The organism is Streptomyces sp. CGMCC 4.7035, assembly GCF_031583065.1.
GTDB lineage: Bacteria > Actinomycetota > Actinomycetes > Streptomycetales > Streptomycetaceae > Streptomyces > Streptomyces yaanensis.
The window spans coordinates 4,770,589-4,792,970 of sequence record NZ_CP134053.1; the positions used below are offsets into that span (position 1 = coordinate 4,770,589).

The window sequence follows — 22,382 nt, forward strand, 5'->3', positions numbered from 1 at the left end:
GCGGTTGCCGCCTGCGCGCGGGAATGTCGAATCACAGCCTGTTCAACAGGAGGCCTGTCATGCCCATCGCGACCGTGAACCCGGCGACCGGCGAGACACTCAAGACGTACGAAGCCCTGGGCGCGGAGGAGATCGAGCGCAGGCTCACCGCCGCCGAGACCGCGTTCCGCACCCATCGCACGACCACGTTCGCCGAACGCGCCCTGCGCATGAACAAGGCGGCCGCCCTGCTGGACGAGGACCAGCAGGACATCGCCCGGGTGATGACCACCGAGATGGGCAAGCCCATCACACAGGCCCGCGCGGAGGCCGCGAAGTGCGCCAAGGCGATGCGCTGGTACGCCGACCACGCCGAAGAACTGCTCGCCGACGAGGAGCCTGCCGAATCCGACGTGAAGGACTCGGGCGCCTACGAGGTGCTCGTGCGCTACCGGCCACTCGGCCCGGTGCTCGCCGTGATGCCGTGGAACTTCCCGCTGTGGCAGGTGGTCCGGTTCGCCGCGCCCGCGCTGATGGCGGGCAACGTGGGGCTGCTCAAGCACGCCTCGAACGTCCCGCAGACCGCGCTCTACCTGGAGGACCTGTTCCGTAGGGCGGGCTTCGCCGAGGGCTGCTTCCAGGCCCTGCTCATCGGCTCCGGCACCGTCGAGAAGGTCCTGCGCGACCCGCGGATCAAGGCCGCCACGCTCACCGGCAGCGAACCGGCGGGCCGGGCCGTCGCCTCGGTCGCCGGGGACGAGGTCAAGAAGACGGTCCTGGAGTTGGGCGGCAGCGATCCCTACGTCGTCATGCCGTCCGCGGACCTGGACAAGGCGGCCAGGGTCGCGGTGACGGCGCGGGTGCAGAACAACGGGCAGTCGTGCATCGCCGCCAAGCGGTTCATCGTGCACACGGACGCGTTCGACGCCTTCGCCGAGCGGTTCACGGCCGGGATGAAGGCACTGAAGGTCGGCGACCCGATGGCGGAGGAGACCCAGGTCGGGCCGCTCTCCAGTGAGCGGGGCCGCGCCGACCTGGAAGAACTCGTCGTCGACGCGGTCGAGGGCGGTGCGACGGTGCTGTGCGGGGGCGAGCGCCCCGACGGGCCCGGCTGGTACTACCCGCCGACCGTCCTCGCGGACATCACCCCCGGGATGCGCATCCATCAGGAGGAGGCGTTCGGGCCGGTCGCCACGCTCTACCGGGCCGCCGACCTCGACGAGGCGGTGACGCTCGCGAACGACTCGCCGTTCGGGCTGAGTTCCAACGTTTGGACGCACAACGGTATCGAGATCGACCGTTTCGTACGGGATCTGGAGGCAGGCAGCGTGTACGTCAATGGGATGACGGCGTCCCACCCGGCGTTCCCGTTCGGCGGGGTCAAGCGGTCCGGGTACGGCCGGGAGCTGTCCGGCCACGGAATCCGCGAGTTCTGCAACATCACCACCGTATGGCACGGGGCGTGAGCGTTCCGCGACTACGATCCCCCCTGTGAACCGCGAAGTGACCCTGCCTCTGATCGTCGACGACCGCGGGACCTTGCAGGTGGCGGCCGCGGATGTGAGCAAGCTGCTGCGCACGCTGGGCGGGCGGTGGCTGCGGCTGGTGGAGGCCGGGGCGGAGGGACTGGACGAGGATACGGTGGCCGCGCTGACGATCGAGCTCGCGAAGCTTGCCGATCGGATCGACGTGGCGTGCATCGCCCACAGCAGCGGTTCGCTTCGCTAGAGAGCGCCGTACGACTGTCGGCCATCCGTGATCTGCGGGTCACTTGTGGCGGGTCGCGCAGTTCCCCGCGCCCCTGACGGGGCACGCCCCCGGCTCGGCAGTTCCCTGCCCGTCCGCACCATCGACACACCTCCTCCGACCTCGACTTCATCACCGTGCGCACACACCTCCTCACTCTCTGTCGATCGCTGGAGTGGAGTAACCCGACGAGATATCCCCGCGAGGCCGGGCGATCGTGGGTGAACACCCGCGTGTGGGTGAACCCCCCTTCCGCCGGGGGGCGAAGAGCCCCCCGCCAAGGCGAAAGAAGGCGCGCTCCATGGCGACTCTGTGCAGACCCGCGGTTTCCGTTCCGGAACATGTGATCACGATGGAGGAGACGCTCGAACTGGCGCGCTCCCGCCACCCGGACCACCCCCAACTGCCGCTGGCACTGCGGCTGATCGAGAACACCGGGGTGCGTACCCGGCACATCGTGCAGCCCATCGAGGAGACCCTGAAGCACCCGGGCTTCGAGGAGCGCAACAACCTCTACGAGGCCGAGGCGAAGGCCCGCGTCCCCGCGGTCGTCCAGCGGGCGCTGGACGACGCCGAACTGCTCACCGGCGACATCGACGTGATCATCTACGTGTCCTGCACCGGGTTCATGATGCCGTCGCTGACGGCGTGGCTGATCAACACGATGGACTTCGGCACCGACACCCGGCAGATACCCATCGCCCAGTTGGGCTGCGCCGCGGGCGGCGCGGCCATCAACCGGGCGCACGACTTCTGCACGGCCTACCCGGACGCCAACGCCCTCATCGTGGCCTGTGAGTTCTGCTCGCTGTGCTACCAGCCGACCGACCTCGGTGTCGGCTCGCTGCTGTCCAACGGCCTGTTCGGCGACGGCATCGCGGCCGCGGTCGTCCGCGGCAAGGGCGGCACCGGAATCAAGCTGGAACGCAACGGCTCGTACCTGATCCCCAAGACCGAGGAGTGGATCGCGTACGACGTCCGGGCCACCGGATTCCACTTCCTGCTGGACAAGCGGGTGCCGACCACGATGGAACCGCTCGCCCCGGCGCTTCAGGACTTGGCGAAACAGCATGGCTGGGACGCCTCCGACCTGGACTTCTACATCGTCCATGCGGGCGGCCCGCGGATCCTGGACGACCTGAGCAAGTTCCTCCACGTGCCGCCGGAGGCCTTCCGGTTCAGCCGGTCCACGCTCACCGAGTACGGCAACATCGCGAGTGCCGTCGTCCTGGACGCACTGCGCCGGCTCTTCGAGGCGGGCGGCGCCGAGCACACGGCGCGCGGGCTGCTGGCCGGTTTCGGGCCGGGCATCACGGCGGAGATGGCCCTGGGCCGCTGGCACATCTCCGAGAACGGCAAGCAGTGAGATGACGAGCGAGACGGACAGCGAGGCGGCGTGTGAGATGACCGAAGAGACGATCACCGAGACCATGCCGCCGGTCCGCCAGTGGCCGGCTCCCGACCTGACCGGCGTGGACTTCGATCCTGTCCTCACCGACCTCATGCAAGAGGGCCCGGTCACCCGGATCCAGCTGCCCAACGGCGACGGCTGGGCCTGGCTGGTCACCCGCTACGACGACGTGCGCTTGGTGACCAACGACCCCCGGTTCAGCCGTGAGGCGGTCATGGACCGGCCGGTCACCCGGCTCGCCCCGCACTTCATCCCGCGGCGCGGCGCGGTCGGTTTCCTCGATCCACCCGACCACACCCGGCTGCGCCGCTCGGTCGCCGCGGCCTTCACGGCGCGCGGCGTGGAGCGGGTGCGCGAGAAGTCGCGGCGGATGCTCGACGAACTCGTGGACGAGCTGCTCCAGGACGGGCCCCCCGCCGATCTCACCGCGGCGGTCCTCGGCCCCTTCCCCATCGCCGTGATCTGCGAGCTGATGGGCGTCCCGGCCGCCGACCGGCAGAACATGCACATCTGGACCCAGCTCATCCTGTCCTCCTCGCACGGCGCGAAGGTCAGCGAGAAGGCCAAGGACGAGATGAGCGCGTACTTCGCCGACCTCATCGGCATCCGCGAGGGAAGCACCGGCGAGGACGTCGCCTCGCTGCTCGGCGCCGCTCTGGGCCGGGGCGAGGTGACGCTGGACGAGGCCGTGGGGCTCGCCGTGCTCCTCCAGATCGGCGGCGAGGCGGTCACCAACAACACCGGGCAGATGTTCTACATCCTGCTGACCCGCCCGGACCTGGCGCAGCGGCTGCGGGCGGAGCCGGAGATCCGGCCCCAGGCCATCGACGAGCTGCTGCGGTACGTCCCGCACCGCAACGCGGTAGGACTGTCCCGGATCGCGACGGCGGACGTGGAGATCAACGGCGTACGGATCCGGGCGGGCGACGCGGTGTACGTGTCGTATCTGGCCGCGAACCGCGACCCGGACGTCTTCCCGGACCCCGAGACGATCGACTTCGGGCGCAACCCCAACCCCCATGTGGCGTTCGGCTTCGGTCCGCACTACTGCCCGGGCGGGATGCTGGCCAGGCTGGAGGCCGAACTGCTGGTGGACGTGCTCCTGGACCGGGTGCCGGGACTGCGGCTCGCGGTGCCGCCGGAGCAGGTGCCGTTCAAGAAGGGCGCGTTGATCCGCGGGCCCGAGGCCCTGCCCGTGACGTGGTGAGCGACCGATGACGACGACTGAGAAGCCGATGGCGACGGAAGGCCTGTTCGTGCCGCCGGGCCACGGCCGGGTCGTCCGGACGCCGGCCCAGCACGTGACGTTCAAGGTGACCGGTACGCACTCGCGCATGGCGTCCACCTTCGAGGTGATCGTGCCACCGGGCTTCGACGTCGGCGCACATGTGCACACACGCAGCGAGGAACTGTTCTACGTACTCGAGGGCGAGCTGGACGTGCTCGCCTTCGAGCCGCGCGTGCGGACTCCCGACAACTGGCAGAAGTGGGAGTCGGGATCGGGCCGCCGGGTGGTCCGGGCGACGCCGGGCACGGTCATCGTGGTACCGCCCGGCTGCCCGCACGCCTTCGCGAACCCCACGGAAACCCCGGCGAAGATGTTCTTCCAGGCGTCCCCGCCGCCGGACCACGAGCAGTACTTCGAGGAGCTGCTGGAGATCCTGGGCACGGGGGGCCCGCCGGATCACGAGGCGATCGAGGCGCTACGGAAGCGCTACGACATCGAACAACTCACGCCTCTGAAACACCGGTGAGCCGGAGCGCCCCTACGGGGGCGCGGGGCTGTGTCGATATGCGGCTCCGCCACGTGGGCGCGATCAGCCACGAACGGCCCGCAGGCCGCATCACGTAGGCACCCGCCACGGCGCTACCGGGATTCATTCGCAGTGCACCGGCGTTCACGCCGGTGGTGAAGCGAATCTGGACGCGGCGACGCGGAGCGTCGCCGAATCGTTCCGGCGGAGCTGGATTCGGCTGATCCGTCCCGGGCTGTCGGTGGCTGGTGTTAGCGTCCGGATCGTGCAGCTTCGGTATGCCTTCCGTCTCGATCCGACGCCGGGTCAGCGCAGCGCGCTGGCGAGGGCGTTCGGGTGCGCGCGGGTGGTGTACAACGACGCGATCGCGGCGCGGGAGCGGGCGCGGGCGGCGGGGGAGGCGTTCCCCACGGCGGCGGTGCTGTCGAGGACGCTGGTCACCGAGGCGAAGAGGACCCGTGAGCGGCACTGGCTGGGCGAGGTGTCGGCGGTGGTGCTCCAGCAGTCGCTGCGGGATGCGGAGAGCGCCTACCGGCACTTCTTCGCCTCCCTGAAGGGAGCCCGGAAAGGAGCGCGGGTAGGGGCACCCCGCTTCAAGTCCCGCAAGGACGAAAGGCAGGCGGTCCGGTTCACCGCGAACGCGCGCTGGAAGATCAACGAGACCGGAAGGCTGTTGCTGCCGAAGATCGGCGAGGTGAAAGTGCGCTGGTCGCGCACGCTGCCCGCCATCCCCTCCAGCGTCACGGTGATCAAGGACGCGGCCGGGCGATACTTCGCCTCCTTCGTCATCGACACCGACCCGGAGCAGGACCGGACCCGCTTCCGCGAGCCGGACCCCGACAGCACCCTCGGCATCGACCTGGGCCTGACCCTCCCCCAGACTCCGTCCGGGGGGACCCCCATCGCCGTCCTGTCCGACGGCACGAAGATCGACTCCCCGCGGTTCCTGCGCCGCGCCGAGAAGAAACTGAAGAAGGCCCAGCGGGAGCTGTCCCGCAAGCAGAAGGGATCCAAGAACCGGGAAAAGGCCCGGCTGAAGGTCGGCCGCGCCCACGCCAAGGTGGCTGACGCGCGCCGCGAGTTCCACCACCGGCTCTCCACCCGGCTGATCTGCGAGAGCCAAGCGGTCGCGGTGGAGGACCTGGCGGTCAAGGCACTGGCGCGTACCAGGCTGGGCAAGAGTGATGCAGGCTGGTCCGCGTTCGTGGCCATGCTCGAATACAAAGCGGCACGTTATGGCCGGACGTTTGTCACGATCGGCCGGTTCGAGCCCACCAGCCAGGTGTGCTCCGCCTGCGGGATCAAGGACGGGCCCAAGCCCCTGCACGTGCGGGAGTGGACCTGCCCCGCGTGCGGGACGGTCCACGACCGGGACCACAATGCCGCGAAGAACATCAAGGCCGCCGGACTGGCGGTGACAGCCTGTGGAGCGCGGGCAAGACCGGAACATGTTCCGGCACCGCGCGGTGAAGCAGGAAGCCATGGAATCCGGTCCGGAGCCCGTGCCGCGTAGCGGCACAGCACCGGACCGGAAGGCCAGAATCCTCGGGCTTCAGCCCGAGGAGCAAGTCAACGAATCGGCATCCCCGACAACGTACGCGCGATCACCAACCTCTGGATCTCACTCGTACCCTCAAAAATCGTGTAAATAGCCGCATCGCGATGCATCCGCTCCACCGGGTACTCCCGGGTATACCCGTTGCCCCCGAGGATCTGGACCGCCTGAGCGGTCACCTTCTTCGCGGTCTCGCTCGCGAACAGCTTCGACATGGACCCCTCGGCCGCCGTGAACGGCTTGCCGTTGACCGCCATCCAGGAGGCCCGCCACACCAGCAGACGGGCCGCGTCGATCTGGGTGCGCATGTCCGCGAGCTGGAAGGCGACACCCTGGTTGTCGATGATCGGCCGCCCGAACTGCTCACGCGTCTTCGCGTAGTCGAGGGCCACCTCGTACGCGGCCCGTGCCGTGCCCACGGCCATCGCACCCACGGCCGGGCGGGACGCCTCGAACGTGGCCATGGCCGCGTTCTTCACCCGGTCGCCACCCGCCCTGGCCTTCTCTCGGGCACGCGCGAGGCGCTCGTCGAGCTTCTCCTTGCCGCCGAGCAGGCAGGAGCCGGGGACGCGGACGTTGTCGAGGACCACCTCGGCGGTGTGGGAGGCGCGGATGCCGTGCTTCTTGAACTTCTGGCCCTGGGCGAGGCCCGGCGTGTTCGGCGGGACGATGAAGGAGGCGTGGCCCTTGGAGCCCAGCTCCGGGTCGACGACGGCGACGACCACGTGGACGTTGGCGATGCCGCCGTTGGTCGCCCAGGTCTTGGTGCCGTTGATCACCCACTCGTCCTTGGCCTCGTCGTACACGGCACGCGTACGCATGGAGGCGACGTCGGAGCCGGCGTCGGGCTCGGAGGAGCAGAAGGCGGCCACCTTGACATCGTTCGCGTCGCCGTACATCTGGGGGATCCAGGTGCCGATCTGCTCCTCGGTGCCGTTGGCGAGGACGCCCACGGCGGCGAGGCCGGTACCGACGATGGAGAGCGCGATGCCCGCGTCGCCCCAGAACAGCTCCTCCATGGCCATGGGAATGCCGAGGCCGGTGGGGTCGAAGTACTGCTGGGCGTAGAAGTCGAGGGAGTAGATGCCGACCTTCGCGGCCTCCTGGATGACCGGCCAGGGAGTCTCTTCACGCTCGTCCCATTCGGCGGCCGCGGGGCGGATCACATCGGCGGCGAAGCCGTGCAGCCAGTCCCGGACCTCCTTCTGTTCGTCGTTGAGCTCCATGGTGAACTCGGCCATGTCCCCTCCAGCACTGCGCTAACGTGTTACTTGCGGTAACCGCAGTCTGTTACTCACCAGTAGGAAAGTCAACTCCCGAGCCGGGACCGAAGGCCTTCGGCCGGTGGTCGGCAGCTCGTTCGATACCGACCTGCCTTTCAGTGTTAGTTTGCGCAGGCGTCACCGATACAGCACGGGTGGGGAGAGATCATGGACACCAGGCAGCGGGCCGATCAGCAGCGGTCCGCCGACCACCGACGGCGAGAGCTGCTGGAGGCCGCCGACCGAGTGGTGCTGCGCGACGGCCCGGGGGCCTCGATGAACGCCATCGCCGCCGAGGCCGGCATCACCAAACCGATTCTCTACCGCCACTTCGGCGACAAGGGCGGACTGTACGCCGCACTCGCCAAACGCCACACGGACGCCCTGCTCGCCTCGCTGCGGGCGGCACTGGACGCCCCGGCCGACCGGCGGGAGCGGGTCGAGTCCACGCTGGACACCTATCTCGCGGCGATCGAGGCACGGCCGCAGGTGTACCGCTTCCTGATGCATCCGGCGGAGGGCGGCTCCCAGAGCGACCAGGGCTTCGACACGGGCCGGCACTCCATCCCGCTGCTGCGCCGCATGGGCGAGGAGCTGGCCCAGGTCATCGAGGAACGGCTGGACCTCGGACCGGACAGCCACCAGCTGGCCCGGGTCTGGGGCCACGGCATCGTCGGCATGATGCACGCGGCCGGGGACTGGTGGCTGGGCGAGCGACCTTGTTCGCGGGCGGAGTTGGTGCGGAGCCTGGCGGACCTGCTGTGGGGTCGGCTGGCCGCGGCCGGGGACCGCATCGGCGGCCCAGGGTTCTGAAACCGCTCGTAAGGGGCGCGGGGCCGTGTTCGCTGTGCGGCTCCGCCGCGATGGGGGTCCCCCCTGTTCATGGGGGTCCCCCCTGTTCATGGGGGTCCCCCCTGCTCGAGCGAAGCCGAGAGCTTGGGGGAGAAGCCGAGAACTTGGGGGAGCGAGCAACCACGACGAACCCGCAGCCGCCCGCCGGGCTAACGCCCCCACGGCGCCCGCGCGGCCTGGCGCAACACCTTCCGCTTGCGCCACCCCGCCAGGTGATCCACGTAGACTCGGCCCTCAAGGTGATCACACTCATGCTGCAGGCACCGCGCGAACCACCCGGTGCCGTGCACAGTGACCGGCTCGCCATCGACCGTGAAGCCCTCCACGACGGCATGGTCGTACCGCTCCGTCCCCGCCTCCAGCCCCGGCAGGGACAGGCACCCCTCCGGCCCGCGCAGCACCACACCGTCAGCCTCGACGAGCCGTGGGTTCACCACATGCCCCAGATGACGGACGTCCTCGTCGTCCTCGCAGTCGTACACGAACACACGCCACGGCTCGCCGACCTGATTCGCGGCCAGACCGACCCCTTGGGCGGCGTACATGGTGGCGAACATGTCCTCGACGAGCCGGGCCAGTTCGGGGCCGAAGTCGGTGACCTCCGCGCACGGTGTGCGCAGCACGTCGTCGCCGAGCAGTGTGATGGGTCTGACGCGCCCTCGGGCGCCCTGGATGGAGCGGTGTCGCATGGCGGCCAGGGTACGGTCCTCAATGTCGCGCGGGCGACGGGGTGGTGCCGGGATTCGGGTGCGTGAGTGGATCTCGATAGGCTGAGGGCCACACGTTGCCGGGACAGGGCGCGGCGCCGTACGCAAGGAGGATCGAGAACTGATGGCAGGCAACTCGGACCCGCTGACGCCGCGGGCCAAGCTCGCCGTGACCGCGGGCAAGGCGGTCGCTGCGGCATCGCGCGCCGCGGGGCGCGGCAGCGGATCGGTGATCGGCGGCCGAGTGGCGCTCAAACTCGACCCCGACCTCCTCGCCCGGCTCGCCCAGAACCTGGACGTCGTCCTGGTCTCGGCGACCAACGGCAAGACCACGACCACCCGGCTGATCGCCGAGGCGCTGCGGGCCGCGGGCCCGGTCGTCTCCAACGCGCTCGGTGCCAACATGCCCGCCGGCATCACCTCGGCGCTGGCCGGCGGCTCGGACGCCAAGTTCGGTGTCATAGAGGTCGATGAGAAGTACCTCGCCGGGGTCGCCCGGGACACCGACCCGAAGTGCATCGCGCTGCTCAACCTCTCCCGCGACCAGCTCGACCGCGCCGCCGAGACCCGTATGCTCGCCGAGAACTGGCGTGAGGGTCTGGCCGGTTCCAAGGCCGTCGTCGTCGCCAACGCGGACGACCCGCTGGTGGTGTGGGCCGCCTCCTCGTCGGCCAACGTGGTCTGGGTCGCGGCCGGCCAGATGTGGAAGGACGACGCCTGGTCCTGCCCGTCCTGCGGCGGTGTGATGCAGCGCCCCGGCGACGACTGGTACTGCGGCGAGTGCGGCTTCCGCCGGCCGACCCCGTCCTGGGCGCTGTCGGGCGACCACGTCCTCGACCCGCACGGATCCGCCTGGCCGATCCACCTCCAGCTGCCGGGCCGCGCCAACAAGGCGAACGCCGCCAGCTCCGCGGCCGTCGCGGCCGTCTTCGGGGTGCCCCCGCAGGTCGCCCTGGAGCGGATGTACCAGGTGCAGGCGGTGGCCGGGCGCTACGACGTCGTCCAGTTCCAGGACCGTGACCTGCGCCTGCTGCTCGCGAAGAACCCGGCCGGCTGGCTGGAGACCTTCTCGCTGATCGACCCGCCGCCGACCCCGGTGATCCTGTCGGTGAACGCGCGCGGCGCGGACGGCACCGACACGTCCTGGCTGTGGGACGTCGACTACACGCGGCTGACCGGCCACCCGATCTTCGTCATCGGCGACCGGAAGCTGGACCTGGCCGTGCGTCTGGAGGTCGCGAACCAGTCCTTCCAGGTCTGCGACAACCTCGACCAGGCCGTCCAGCTCGCCCCGCCGGGCCGGATCGAGGTCATCGCGAACTACACCGCGTTCCAGGACCTGCGCCGCCGCGTCGGCAACTGACCACGAAGGACGATCATCGATGAGTGACAACAGCCTGCGTCTGGTGTGGATCTACCCGGACCTGCTGAGCACCTACGGCGACCAGGGCAACGCGCTCGTCGTGGAGCGCCGGGCCCGCCAGCGCGGTCTCGACGTGGCCCGCCTCGACGTGCGCAGCGACCAGCCGATCCCGACCTCCGGCGACATCTACCTGATCGGCGGCGGCGAGGACCGTCCGCAGCGGCTCGCGGCCGAGCGGCTGCGCCGCGACGGCGGCCTGTACCGGGCCGTGGAGAACGGCGCGATCGTCTTCTCCGTCTGCGCCGGCTACCAGATCCTCGGCCATGAGTTCGTCAACGACCTCGGGCAGCGGGAGCCGGGCCTCGGCCTGATCGACGTCGTCTCGGTGCGCGGCGAGGGCGAGCGGTGCGTCGGCGACGTCCTCGCGGACGTCGACCCGCAGCTGGGTCTGCCCCAGCTCACCGGCTTCGAGAACCACCAGGGCGTCACCCACCTCGGCCCGACCGCCCGCGCGTTCGCGCAGGTCAAGATCGGCAAGGGCAACGGCACGGGCGACGGTACGGAGGGCGCGTACAACGGGACGGTCTTCGGTACGTACATGCACGGTCCCGTCCTCGCGCGCAACCCGCAGATCGCCGACCTGCTGCTGAAGCTGGCCCTGGACGTCAACGCCCTCCCGCCGATCGACGACCGCTGGTACGAGGCGCTGCGCAACGAGCGCATCGCGGCTGCGCAGCAGCCCGCGTAAGCACAGTCGCGCAGCAGCCCGCGTAAGCACAGTTGCGCAGCAGCCTGCGTGAACGCAGAACCGAAACGGTTCCGCAGAGCCCGCCCGACGGCCCGTACACCTGCCGGCCGGGCGGGCCCAACCAGCCCGTCTGACGATGCGTCCGCACAGCTGAGCGGGCGCGTCCAGCAGGCGGACGCACGCTACGGTCCCGCCCCCTTCCGCCGGTAGGGTGGCGGGGATCGAGCCGGACAACGTGGTCCGGTTTCCGGCCCACGTTGAGAAGGTATTTCGGGCTATGCGCATTGGTGTCCTCACGTCCGGCGGCGACTGCCCCGGCCTGAACGCCGTCATCCGGTCCGTCGTGCACCGCGCCGTCGTCGACCACGGCGACGAGGTCATCGGCTTCCGGGACGGCTGGAAGGGCCTCCTGGAGTGCGACTACCTCAAGCTCGACCTCGACGCGGTGAGCGGCATCCTGGCTCTCGGCGGCACCATCCTCGGCTCCTCCCGGGTCCGCCCCGAACATCTGCGGGACGGTGTGGAGCGGGCCAAGGGCCATGTCGAGGAGCTGGGTCTCGACGCGATCATCCCGATCGGCGGTGAGGGCACGCTCAAGGCTGCCCGGCTGCTGTCGGACAACGGCCTGCCGATCGTCGGCGTGCCCAAGACCATCGACAACGACATCGCCGTCACGGATGTCACCTTCGGCTTCGACACGGCCGTGGGCGTGGCCACCGACGCGCTGGACCGGCTGAAGACCACGGCCGAGTCCCACCAGCGTGTGCTGATCGTGGAGGTCATGGGCCGCCACACGGGCTGGATCGCGCTGCATTCCGGCATGGCCGCCGGCGCTCACGCGATCGTCGTGCCGGAGCGCCCCTTCGACATCGAGGAGTTGGCCGCCCGGGTCGGCGAACGGTTCGCCGCGGGGAAGCGGTTCGCGATCGTCGTGGCCGCGGAGGGCGCCAAGCCGAAGGCGGGCACCATGGACTTCGACGAGGGCGGCAAGGACGTCTACGGCCACGAGCGCTTCGCCGGCATCGCCCGCCAGCTCTCCCTGGAGCTGGAGCAGCGCCTCGGCAAGGAGGCCCGTCCGGTCATCCTCGGGCACGTCCAGCGCGGCGGTACGCCGACGGCGTACGACCGCGTGCTCGCCACCCGCTTCGGCTGGCATGCCGTGGAGGCCGTGCACCGGGGCGAGTTCGGCATGATGACCGCGCTGCGCGGCACCGACATCGTGATGGTGTCGCTTGCGGAGGCGGTGGAGACGCTGAAGACGGTGCCTTCGGAGCGGTACGCCGAGGCGGAATGCGTCCTGTAGTGCGGGACCGACTCGTACGGAACTGAAGAGTCCGCCCCCGGTGGCAGTCGCCGCCGGGGGCGGTTCTACTCTGGGTCCGGACAGACAGCTGTGGACAGACAGCGCACAACCCCCACGAAACAGGAGCCGGCGGATGGATCACAGCGGGCACGGCATGAGCACGGATCTGCCGCCGTTCACGCTGGGGCGGGGTCTTGAGTGGTCCGCGGACCCGTTCTTCCTCGTCGCCTGCCTGGTCGGGCTCGGGCTGTACGGGTGGGGCGTGATCCGGCTCGTGAAGCGCGGGGACAAGTGGCCGGTCGGCCGCACCGTCGCATACGTCGTCGGCGTGCTGACGGTGATGCTGGCGATGTGCACCAAGCTGAACGACTACGGCATGGTCATGTTCAGCGTGCACATGGTGCAGCACATGGTGATCAGCATGCTGTCCCCCATCCTCATCCTGCTCGGCGCCCCGATCACCCTGGCGTTGCGTGCGCTGCCCACCGCGGGCCGCGACCGCAAGGGGCCGCGCGAACTGCTGCTGATGCTGTTGCACAGCCGCTATATGAGGATCGTCACGCACCCGGCGTTCACGATCCCGATGTTCATCGCGAGCCTGTACGCGCTGTACTTCAGCCCGCTCTTCGACTTCCTCATGGGGTCCAAGGCCGGGCACATCGCGATGATGGTGCACTTCCTCGCCGTCGGCCTGGTGTTCTTCTGGCCGATCATGGGCGTGGACCCGGGGCCGCACCGCCCCGGCTATCTGATGCGGATGCTGGAACTGTTCGCGGGCATGCCGTTCCACGCGTTCTTCGGCATCGCGCTGATGATGGCGTCCACGCCGATGGTCGACACCTACCGGAATCCGCCTGCCTCGCTCGGCATCGAGGCCCTGTCGGACCAGACGTCGGCGGGCGGTATCGCCTGGGCGTTCAGCGAGATCCCGTCCGTCCTGGTGCTGCTCGCGCTGCTCTTCCAGTGGTACGGCTCGGAGCAGCGGCAGGCGAAGCGCAAGGACCGGGCCGCGGACCGCGACGGCGACAAGGAACTCGAGGCCTACAACGCCTATCTCGCCTCACTCAACGCACGCGGCCGCTGAGTTCTGCCACACCGCTGAATTCCCTTTCTTTTCATACTGCCTGAATTGCTCCTCCATTCGGTAACCTGGTGCTCGACGCCCTGCCTCCGCTCGGCAGGGCGCGGGGGGACCGCTGGGGGGAGCGGTGATGACATTTCGCGCGTTCATGCAAAGGGCCGGGAAATCGGCAGCCCGGAGGATCGGCGTTCTGCTGGTCGCCGCGCTGATCCTCAGCGGGTGCAGTAGAAGCGCACATTTGTTCGCCGTGCAGGCCGTCGCCGCCGGAGTTCCGTCGCTGGCCCCGTTCTTCGACGAGCACAGCGGTCTCGGTCACGACGCCACGGTCCAGGCACAGCAGGCACCCGGGGGACTGCAGGCGGGCAACACACCCGGACTCTACGGCGGTTCACGGAAGCCCACGATCTGTGACGTCAAGCGGCTGAAGGAATTCCTCACCGATCCGCGCAACGATCGAAAGGCCAAGGCCTGGGCGCAGGTCCAGGGAATTCCCCAGACGGAGATCCCGGATTATCTCGACCGGCTCACACCCGTACTTCTGCGTCACGACACTCTCGTTCAGAACCACGACTACAAGAAGGGCAGGGCCACCCCCTTCAACTCCCTGCTCCAGGCCGGTATCGCGGTATTGGTGGACGATCAGGGACAGCCCATGGTGAAGTGCTCGTGCGGAAATCCGCTGCGGCCCTTCCAGGGCGACACCACACGGATTTCCGTCAAGTTCAAGGACGGCAACAAGAAATGGGCCGGCTACGACCGCGCCTCGGTGGTGGCGGTCAAGCCCGCGCCGCGGCGGCTGACCCGGCTCGCGCTGATCGACGTCGACGACCCGAACCACGGGATGAACCGGCCCGTCGGCACCGGCGGCGGACACGACAAGCCCTTCGACACTCGGGTGCGGCACAAGGTGCCCGAGGTCACCGGGATGCGGTTCACCGAGGCCAGTCGGCAGCTGACGAGCCAGGGACTCGCGGTCGCCTACGCCGGCAAGGGGGCGCCGCCCGACGAGGCAGTGGTCACGGGCTCGGATCCGGCGCCAGGCACCGAGCTGGCGTTCGGACAGTACGTGACGCTGTCGGTGGACATGGGCGAGACCGACGGGTCGGGCTCGGGCACCCCGGGCGGGAAGACCGGCGAGGCGGGCGGCGGAACGGCCGGGGGCACGGGCAGCGGGACGACCGGGGGGACGGGCACCGGGACGCCCGGGGGCCCGAACGGCGGAACGTCCGCTCCCCCGGCGTCGGGCGGGACGTCTCCCGGTCAGACCAGCGCGTCGCCTCCCACACCGTCGAAGAGCGGCTCGGCCTCCTCGCCGCCCGCCTCGGGCGGCTCGTCCTCGGCTCCGGCGAGCGGGGGCACCTCGGCCTCCTCGGGGGGTGCCTCGTCTCCGACCAGGAGTTCCGGCCCGCCCGCGGCCGGCAGCACTCCACCCGCCGCGTCACCGTCGGCGAGCAGCCCGCCCGCGTCCCGCTCGGCACCCGGAGCGACCGGTTCACCGCCTACGAGCAAGCCGGCCTCCAGCAGCGCGCCCGCCACGTCGGCACCCATCACGTCGGCGCCCGTCACCTCGGCGTCTGCCACGTCGGCGCCCGTCACCAGCGCACCGGCCACCAGTGAACCGCCGGTCACGCGTGACCCCGTGACCGGCTCGCCCACGGCCGGCCCCCTCTTCGACGACAGGGCCTAGACCGGGGAGCGACCGCATGGCATCAGGAACACCGCAGTCGGGAGTGGGTCGCGTCATCGCCGGCCGGTACCTCCTGCTGAACCGGCTCGGCAGCGGGGCCATGGGCCATGTGTGGCTGGCCCATGACCAGCGGCTGGCCTGCGAGGTCGCCGTCAAGGAGATCGTGTTCCGCGATGCCGTCGAGGCGGTGGAGGAACGGACGGCCCGGGTCGCCCGCGCCCGCGCCGAGGCGCGGCACGCGGCCGGGCTCCGCGACCATCCGCATGTGGTGACCGTGCACGACGTACTGGAGCACGAGGGCCTGCCGTGGATCGTCATGGAGTACGTCGCGGGCGCGCTCGACCTGCGTGAGCTGGTGCGTCGGCGCGGCCCGCTCGCCCCCGCCGAGTGTGCCCGCATCGGGCTCGCGGTGCTGGACGCGCTCACCGCCGGGCACGAGCGGGGCGTCATGCACCGGGACGTGAAGCCGGCGAACATCCTGCTGGCGCCGGACCGTGCCGGGGCGCCCTACGCCCGCGTCCTGCTCACCGACTACGGCATCTCGATACAGCCTGACGCGGGCGAAACCCGGTACACGCTGACGTCCGCGCTGGTCGGGACGCCCGGCTATCTGGCGCCGGAGCGCGCGACCGGCGGGCCGCCGACCGCGGCCGCCGATCTGTTCTCGCTGGGCTGCACGCTGTACTACGCGGTCGAGGGATGTGGGCCGTTCGAACGGGACACGCATCTCGCGGAGGTCACCGCGGTGGTGCTGGAGGAGCCGCGCCCGCCGATGCGGGCCGGGGCGCTGGAGCCGCTGCTGGCCTCGATGCTGGTCAAGGACCCGGCGCTGCGGATCACGGCGTCGGACACCGCGGCCGCGCTGGCGGCGATCGTCATCCCGCAGTCGCATCCGCGCACCCGGCTGGATCTGGGGTCGCGTCCGCCCTGGGAGGGGTCCGACGCGACGACCGAGACCTCCCAGCGCCAAGCGTCGCACGGCTTCGGCCTCGCCTCCGGACACGGCGGCGCGGGTGAGGCATCGTCCACCGCGCGATACGACGGCGCGAGCGAGGCACCGACCGCCTCGGGATACCGCGGCGCAAGCGAGGCGCCGCCCGCCTCGGGCTCCGTTCCTCCCGGCTGGGCACGGCCGGGGCCTCCCGTCGTGTCCTCACCGTCGTACGGGCACGACGTCCTCAGTAGCGCCCCGGCCGGACGGGGTTTCGGCCCGCCGCTCACCCGTGGCGAGCGTCATCCGAGGCGGTCGCACGTCCTGCGTGCCCTCGCCGCCTGCGCCCTCGGTCTGCTCCTCGCCCTGGGCGGGGTCTGGTACGCCATGGCGCAGCGGACGACCGACGGCACGGCGAAGCCGTACGGGGACGCCGTCGCCCTCACCCACCCGCTCAAGGACGGGGACTGCGTCGTCGCCGACTGGCCCGGGAACCCCTTCCAGGGCGCTCCGCGGCTGACCGTCGATCCGACCTGCGCCGAGAAGACCCCCGACGGCCAGGTCATGGCCGTCGTCCCGAACGCGTCCGCCGACGAGGCGCGCGGGCGCGGGACCGCCGAGTGCGAGCAGCGTACGCGGGAGATCCGGGAGAAGCTCGCGGACGTCCGCAGTTACGCCCTGGTCCCGACCGGGGCGGGCTTCGAGGCGGCCGGACGGCGCACCGCCTGTCTGGTGCTGGGCGCGCACGGGCCGGTGTACGGGCCCCTCGGAGACCACCGCAAGCCGGGGATGCGGTTCGTCGACACGGCGAACATGCAGAAGCGGGACTGTCTGGACGCTCCCTCGCTGCGGGCAGCGAAACTGGTCTCCTGCGCCGGGACGCACGACCAGCAGGTCCTCGGCTTCACCCGGCTGAGCCCGGACACCCCCCTCGGCAGGGCGAAGAGCCTGTCGGACGCGGCGTGTGCGAGGGATGTGCCGCCGAAGGACTACGGGTACGACCCGAACCGCTACGAGGCCGCTTCCTGGACGGGGAAAAGTGCCTGGACGTCCGGTACTCATCTTGTCGTGTGCACCGTACGCGAGCAGAACGGGGGCACCATGGGTAAGGACGGACCATAAGGAGGGTGTCGCGATGCCCGGTTCTACGAAGACGATGGGGGTGCTCACCGTTGGTGGGCTCGTCGTGGTGACGGCCTACACGGTGGCGCTCGGCAGCAGTGGGTGGCTGTGGTTCGGCTGGGTCGTCCTCGGCCTGATCACCCTCGGCATGGTGGCGACCGGCAACCCCTGACGCTCACTGCCGGGGCAGCCGTCCCGCCGAGTGCACCCCCGGCTGGTACTTCGGCAACCGGGCGGTGATCTTCATGCCCGCTCCGACCGCGGTCTCGATGACGAGGCCGTGGTCGTCGCCGTAGACCTGGCGCAGCCGGTCGTCCACGTTGGACAGGCCGATGCCGCCGGACGGGCTGACCTCTCCGGCGAGGATGCGGCGCAGCAGCTCCGGGTCCATTCCGGCGCCGTCGTCCTCGATGACGACCAGCGCCTCGGCGCCCGCGTCCTGCGCGGTGATGCTGATGTGGCGTTTGTCGGTGGTGCCCTCCAGTCCGTGCTTGACCGCGTTCTCCACGAGCGGCTGAAGGCAGAGGAAGGGCAGGGCGACCGGCAGTACCTCGGGCGCGATCTGCAGGGTGACCGAGAGCCGGTCGCCGAAGCGGGCCCGTACGAGCGCCAAGTAGTGGTCTATGGCGTGCAGTTCGTCGGCGAGCGTGGTGAAGTCGCCGTGCCTGCGGAACGAGTAGCGGGTGAAGTCGGCGAACTCCAGGAGGAGTTCACGGGCGCGCTCGGGGTCGGTGCGTACGAACGAGGCGATCACGGCGAGTGAGTTGAAGATGAAGTGCGGGGAGATCTGGGCGCGCAGGGCCTTGATCTCGGCCTCGATGAGCCGGGTTCGGGACTGGTCGAGGTCCGCTAGCTCCAGTTGCACGGAGACCCAGCGGGCCACCTCGCCCGCTGCCCGGACGAGAACGGCGGACTCGCGGGGCGCGCAGGCCACCAGCGCGCCGTGCACCCGGTCGTCGACGGTGAGCGGGGCGACGACGGCCCAGCGCAACGGGCAGTCGGGGACGTCGCAACCGATGCGGAAGGCCTCGCCGCGGCCGGTCTCCAGCAGGCCCCCGAGCCGATCCAGGACCTCGTCGCGATGGTGCTCCCCCGCGCCGTCCCAGGCCAGCACGGTCTCCCGGTCGGTGAGGCAGAGCGCGTCGGTGCCCAGCAGGCTGCGCAGCCTGCGCGCGGATTTGCGGGCCGTCTCCTCGGTGAGCCCGGCGCGCAGCGGGGGTGCTGCCAGGGAGGCGGTGTGCAGGGTCTGGAAGGTGGCATGCTCGACGGGGGTGCCGAGCCCGCCGAGGCTCTCGGGGCGCGCGGTGCGCCGACCGAGCCAGAACCCGGCGGCGAGCAGCGGGAGTACGGCCACGCACAGGCCGGCGAGGAAGCCGCTCATGCCTTGGCCTCCGCCCGTAGTTCCTCGGGCAGATGGAAGCGGGCCAGGATCGCCGCCGTCCCGGCCGGTACCCGTCCCGGTGTCGCCAGGGACACCAGCACCATGGTCAGGAATCCGAGCGGCACCGACCAGAGCGCGGGCCAGGCGAGCAGCGCGTGCAGGGTGCCGGTGCCCGGATAGCCCGCCATGGTCGCCGCCACCGCGACGAACGCCGAGCCGCCCCCGGCCAGCATTCCGGCCGCCGCGCCGGGCGGGGTCAGCCGCCGCCACCAGATGCCCAGCACGAGCAGCGGACAGAACGAGGACGCGGACACGGCGAACGCGAGTCCGACCGCGTCGGCCACCGGGAGCCCGCCCACCAGCACGCTCGCCGCCAGCGGCATCGCCATCGCGAGCAGCGTGCCGAGCCGGAAGTGCCGTACGCCCCGGGACGGCAGGACGTCCTGGGTGAGCACGCCGGCCACCGCCATGGTCAGCCCCGACGCCGTGGACAGGAACGCGGCGAAGGCACCGCCCGCGACGAGCGCGCCGAGCAGATCCGCGCCGAGTCCGCCGATCATGCGATCGGGCAGCAGCAGGACGGCGGCGTCGGCGTCCCCGGTGAGGGTGAGTTCGGGGGCGTAGAGCCGGCCCAGCGCGCCGTAGACCGGTGGCAGGAGGTAGAAGGCGCCGATCAGGCCGAGCACGGCGACGGTGGTGCGGCGGGCCGCGACGCCGTGCGGGCTGGTGTAGAAGCGGACGACGACGTGCGGCAGGCCCATGGTGCCGAGGAAGGTGGCGAGGATGAGTCCGTACGTGGCGTAGAGCGGGCGTTCCTCGCGGCCGGAGGCCAGTGAGGTCGACATGCCGCCGTTGCTGCCGGGGTCGGCGACGGGGACGGGGTCGCCCTGGTCGAAGGCCAGCCGGGTGCCGCCTTCGATGTGGTGGGCGCCTGCGGCGAGGTTCACGCGCTGCCCGGTGTACCGCCGACCGTCGACCGTGCCCGTCGCCGTGACGTCGAGCGGACGGGACAGTCGGATGTCGAGGCTGTCGTCGATCCGCACGACGCGGTGCTCGCGGAAGGCGGCCGGTTCGGCGAAGGCGCCGCGCGGCGCTCCGTCGCCCTGCCAGGCCAGCACCAGGAAGAGCGCCGGGACGAGCAGGGCGGTGAGTTTGAGCCAGTACTGGAAGGCCTGGACGAAGGTGATGCTGCGCATGCCCCCCGCGGCGACGGTCGCCACCACGACGACCGCGACGATGACCCCGCCGAGCGCGTCGGGCGCGCCGGTCAGCACGGCCAGCGTGAGCCCGGCGCCCTGGAGTTGGGGCAGCAGATACAGCCAGCCGACCCCGACCACGAAGGCTCCGGCGAGCCGGCGCACCTGCCGCGAGGCGAGCCGGGCCTCGGCGAAGTCCGGGAGGGTGTAGGCGCCGGAGCGGCGCAGTGGGGCGGCGACGAACAGAAGCAGGACGAGATAGCCGGCGGTGTAGCCGACCGGGTACCACAGCATGTCGGGGCCCTGGACGAGGACGAGGCCCGCGATGCCCAGGAAGGAGGCGGCGGACAGGTACTCGCCGCTGATCGCGGCCGCGTTGAGGCGGGGGCCGACGGTGCGGGAGGCCACGTAGAAGTCGGAGGTGGTGCGGGAGATGCGCAGACCGAAGGCGCCGACGAGGACGGTGGCCAGGACGACGAGGGCGACCGCGGGAACGGAGTAGTTCTGGTTCACGGTCGCGCCTCAGCGGTCCTCGACGAGGCGTACGAAGTCCTTCTCGTTGCGCTCGGCGCGGCGCACGTACCAGCGGGCGAGCAGAACCAGTGGCGGGTAGAGGCCGAAGCCGAGCACGGCCCATTCCAGCCCGTTGTTGCGCGTGGTGGCGAAGACAAGGGGCAGGGGCCCGACGAGGAGCACCAGGACGGTGAGGACGGTGAGGCCGGCGCGGAGTTGACTGCGCATCAGTGAACGGACGTAGGTGTGGCCGAGCGTGGTCTGTTCGTCGATCTCGGTCCGCGGCCGGTAGTAACCGGAGTCCCGGCGGGTGCGCCGGGGCGGCCCGGTGACGACGACGCGGCGTTCGGTGGGGTCCTGGGGCACGCGGTCCTCATCCTCCCGTGGTCCGGCGCATCAGCAGGTCCCGCAGCTCGCGTGCGTGCCGTCGGCTGACCTGGAGTTCGACGGAATCGACGAGGACGCTCACCGAGCCGGCGTCCAGGCGGAGTTCCTCGATGTGGCGCAGCGCGACGAGGTGGCGGCGGTGGATGCGGACGAACCCGCGCGAGCGCCAGCGCTCCTCCAGGGTGGACAGCGGGATCCGGACGAGATGGCTGCCCTGGGGGGTGTGCAGGCGGGCGTAGTCGCCCTGGGCCTCGACGTGGGTGATGTCCTCGACGGGCACGAACCGTGTCACGCCCCCGAGTTCGACGGATATGTGGTCGGGATCGGGCTCGTGCACGGGTATCAGGGGTGCCGTCTCCCGTACCTGCGCGGCGCGACGCACCGCCTCGGCGAGCCGCTCGCGACGTACGGGCTTGAGGACGTAGTCGACGGCCTTGAGGTCGAAGGCGTGTACGGCGAAGCCCTCGTGCGCGGTGACGAAGACGACGAGCGGCGGCTGGGCGAAGCCGGTCAGCAGCCGGGCCATCTCCAGGCCGTCGAGGCCGGGCATGTGGATGTCGAGGAAGACGACGTCGATCGCGTCGGGGCCGTCAAGGCCGGACTCCAGGGCACGGTTGATGCGGCGCAGCGCCTCGGTCGCGTCGCTCGCGCCCTCCACACTGCCGATCCGTGGGTCCGCGTTCAGCAGATAGAGGAGTTCCTCCAGCGAGGGGCGTTCGTCGTCGACGGCGAGGGCGCGCAGCATGAACGTGGAGTGTAGGAGCATTCCGTACGCCTGGACATGCGCGGGAGCATGGACGTTCCCGCTGGACACGGTGGACGGACCGGTGTGGATACAGTGCCCGCATGAACAGCAGGCCGCCCATGTTCGACGAGCTCGATCGCAAGATCATCACCGCTCTGATGGCGAACGCCAGGACCAGTTTCGCCGAGATCGGTGCGGCCATCGGCCTGTCGTCCACGGCGGTCAAGCGCCGGGTGGACCGGCTGCGCGAGACGGGCGTGATCACCGGGTTCACGGCCACGGTGAAGCCGTCGGCGCTGGGGTGGCGCACGGAGGCGTACGTGGAGGTGTACTGCGAGGGCGCGGCGCCTCCCCGGCGCCTGGCGGAGGTCGTGCGCAACCATCCGGAGATCACCGCGGCGATGACGGTGACAGGCGGCGCGGACGCCCTGCTGCACGTGCGGGCACGGGACGTCGAGCACTTCGAGGAGGTGCTGGAGCGCATCCGCGCGGAGCCGTTCATCCGGAAGACGATCAGCGTGATGGTGCTGTCCCACCTCCTCCCGGACAGCCCGGAGGCGGGCGCCAGCCAGGTCGCCCCCAACGGCGCAGCAGACGTGCGCTGACCAGGCGGAAGACGCAGCATTCCTGCGCGAACGCGCAGCTGTCATCGCTTGTCG

Annotated in this window: 21 protein-coding genes; 15 read left to right on the forward strand and 6 right to left on the reverse strand. The window is 70.6% G+C overall.

Annotation, left to right across the window (positions count from 1 at the left end; translation table 11 throughout):
- The first annotated feature begins 59 nt into the window (after positions 1 to 59).
- The 6 genes from Q2K21_RS20520 (at position 60) to Q2K21_RS20545 (ending at position 6,403) form a co-directional block, all read left to right on the forward strand.
- On the forward strand, positions 60 to 1,445 hold the full coding sequence (locus Q2K21_RS20520) for an NADP-dependent succinic semialdehyde dehydrogenase (protein ID WP_310773016.1): 1,386 nt from the start codon (positions 60 to 62) through the stop codon (positions 1,443 to 1,445).
- Positions 1,446 to 1,470: 25 nt separating this feature from the next.
- Complete coding sequence (locus tag Q2K21_RS20525; protein WP_310773019.1) at positions 1,471 to 1,707, forward strand: DUF6213 family protein; 237 nt, start codon at positions 1,471 to 1,473, stop codon at positions 1,705 to 1,707.
- Positions 1,708 to 1,960: 253 nt separating this feature from the next.
- Positions 1,961 to 3,091: a type III polyketide synthase gene (locus tag Q2K21_RS20530; protein WP_386275826.1), complete on the forward strand. Its 1,131-nt coding sequence runs from the start codon at positions 1,961 to 1,963 to the stop codon at positions 3,089 to 3,091.
- Between the two features lie 37 nt (positions 3,092 to 3,128).
- Positions 3,129 to 4,343, forward strand: a complete 1,215-nt coding sequence (locus Q2K21_RS20535; protein WP_310781143.1) for a cytochrome P450 — start codon at positions 3,129 to 3,131, stop codon at positions 4,341 to 4,343.
- A gap of 7 nt (positions 4,344 to 4,350) precedes the next feature.
- Positions 4,351 to 4,890: a cupin domain-containing protein gene (locus tag Q2K21_RS20540; RefSeq protein WP_310773025.1), complete on the forward strand. Its 540-nt coding sequence runs from the start codon at positions 4,351 to 4,353 to the stop codon at positions 4,888 to 4,890.
- A 265-nt stretch (positions 4,891 to 5,155) separates the two neighbouring features.
- Complete coding sequence (locus tag Q2K21_RS20545; protein ID WP_310773028.1) at positions 5,156 to 6,403, forward strand: RNA-guided endonuclease InsQ/TnpB family protein; 1,248 nt, start codon at positions 5,156 to 5,158, stop codon at positions 6,401 to 6,403.
- A 56-nt stretch (positions 6,404 to 6,459) separates the two neighbouring features.
- Here the strand turns inward: Q2K21_RS20545 and Q2K21_RS20550 are convergent, their stop codons facing one another.
- A complete protein-coding gene (locus Q2K21_RS20550; RefSeq protein ID WP_310773031.1) occupies positions 6,460 to 7,686 on the reverse strand; it encodes an acyl-CoA dehydrogenase family protein in 1,227 nt (408 codons plus the stop codon).
- Between the two features lie 189 nt (positions 7,687 to 7,875).
- Between Q2K21_RS20550 and Q2K21_RS20555 the strand changes: the two genes are divergently transcribed.
- On the forward strand, positions 7,876 to 8,520 hold the full coding sequence (locus Q2K21_RS20555) for a TetR/AcrR family transcriptional regulator (RefSeq protein WP_310773034.1): 645 nt from the start codon (positions 7,876 to 7,878) through the stop codon (positions 8,518 to 8,520).
- A gap of 188 nt (positions 8,521 to 8,708) precedes the next feature.
- Here the strand turns inward: Q2K21_RS20555 and def are convergent, their stop codons facing one another.
- Positions 8,709 to 9,248 (reverse strand): peptide deformylase, encoded by a 540-nt coding sequence (gene def / locus Q2K21_RS20560; RefSeq protein ID WP_310773036.1) that lies wholly within the window; start codon positions 9,246 to 9,248, stop codon positions 8,709 to 8,711.
- Between the two features lie 142 nt (positions 9,249 to 9,390).
- Here def and Q2K21_RS20565 point away from each other — a divergent pair, with 142 nt between their 5' ends.
- The 7 genes from Q2K21_RS20565 to Q2K21_RS20595 all read left to right on the forward strand — a co-directional run bounded on the left by Q2K21_RS20565 (position 9,391) and on the right by Q2K21_RS20595 (position 17,673).
- Entirely contained in the window at positions 9,391 to 10,629 is a 1,239-nt protein-coding gene (locus Q2K21_RS20565) for a MurT ligase domain-containing protein (protein WP_310773038.1), read from the forward strand.
- Between the two features lie 19 nt (positions 10,630 to 10,648).
- Positions 10,649 to 11,377, forward strand: coding sequence for a type 1 glutamine amidotransferase (locus Q2K21_RS20570; protein ID WP_310773040.1), 729 nt, complete (start codon positions 10,649 to 10,651; stop codon positions 11,375 to 11,377).
- A gap of 277 nt (positions 11,378 to 11,654) precedes the next feature.
- The gene (locus Q2K21_RS20575) at positions 11,655 to 12,680 is read left to right on the forward strand and encodes a 6-phosphofructokinase (RefSeq protein ID WP_310773044.1); all 1,026 of its coding nucleotides are present in this window, start codon (positions 11,655 to 11,657) and stop codon (positions 12,678 to 12,680) included.
- Positions 12,681 to 12,813: 133 nt separating this feature from the next.
- Entirely contained in the window at positions 12,814 to 13,764 is a 951-nt protein-coding gene (locus tag Q2K21_RS20580; RefSeq protein WP_310773047.1) for a cytochrome c oxidase assembly protein, read from the forward strand.
- Between the two features lie 127 nt (positions 13,765 to 13,891).
- A complete protein-coding gene (locus Q2K21_RS20585; protein ID WP_310773050.1) occupies positions 13,892 to 15,448 on the forward strand; it encodes a PASTA domain-containing protein in 1,557 nt (518 codons plus the stop codon).
- 16 nt (positions 15,449 to 15,464) lie between these two features.
- Complete coding sequence (locus tag Q2K21_RS20590; protein WP_310773053.1) at positions 15,465 to 17,501, forward strand: serine/threonine-protein kinase; 2,037 nt, start codon at positions 15,465 to 15,467, stop codon at positions 17,499 to 17,501.
- Between the two features lie 13 nt (positions 17,502 to 17,514).
- Entirely contained in the window at positions 17,515 to 17,673 is a 159-nt protein-coding gene (locus tag Q2K21_RS20595; protein ID WP_310773056.1) for a hypothetical protein, read from the forward strand.
- A gap of 3 nt (positions 17,674 to 17,676) precedes the next feature.
- On the opposite strand, the gene Q2K21_RS20600 is transcribed toward Q2K21_RS20595, so the two are convergent.
- From Q2K21_RS20600 to Q2K21_RS20615, 4 genes are read right to left on the reverse strand one after another with little or no spacing between them, the layout of a single operon-like run.
- Positions 17,677 to 18,882, reverse strand: a complete 1,206-nt coding sequence (locus tag Q2K21_RS20600) for a sensor histidine kinase (protein WP_310773059.1) — start codon at positions 18,880 to 18,882, stop codon at positions 17,677 to 17,679.
- Positions 18,879 to 20,591, reverse strand: a complete 1,713-nt coding sequence (locus Q2K21_RS20605; RefSeq protein WP_310773061.1) for a sodium/solute symporter — start codon at positions 20,589 to 20,591, stop codon at positions 18,879 to 18,881. The genes Q2K21_RS20600 and Q2K21_RS20605 overlap by 4 nt, the downstream gene beginning before the upstream one ends.
- 9 nt (positions 20,592 to 20,600) lie before the next feature.
- Positions 20,601 to 20,957 carry a hypothetical protein gene (locus Q2K21_RS20610; RefSeq protein WP_310773064.1) on the reverse strand — a complete coding sequence of 119 codons (357 nt, stop codon included), beginning with the start codon at positions 20,955 to 20,957 and terminating at the stop codon, positions 20,601 to 20,603.
- Between the two features lie 7 nt (positions 20,958 to 20,964).
- Complete coding sequence (locus Q2K21_RS20615; RefSeq protein WP_310773067.1) at positions 20,965 to 21,723, reverse strand: LytR/AlgR family response regulator transcription factor; 759 nt, start codon at positions 21,721 to 21,723, stop codon at positions 20,965 to 20,967.
- A gap of 101 nt (positions 21,724 to 21,824) precedes the next feature.
- On the opposite strand from Q2K21_RS20615, the gene Q2K21_RS20620 reads away from it, so the two are divergent.
- Positions 21,825 to 22,328, forward strand: a complete 504-nt coding sequence (locus tag Q2K21_RS20620; protein WP_310773070.1) for an Lrp/AsnC family transcriptional regulator — start codon at positions 21,825 to 21,827, stop codon at positions 22,326 to 22,328.
- Positions 22,329 to 22,382: the final 54 nt, after the last annotated feature.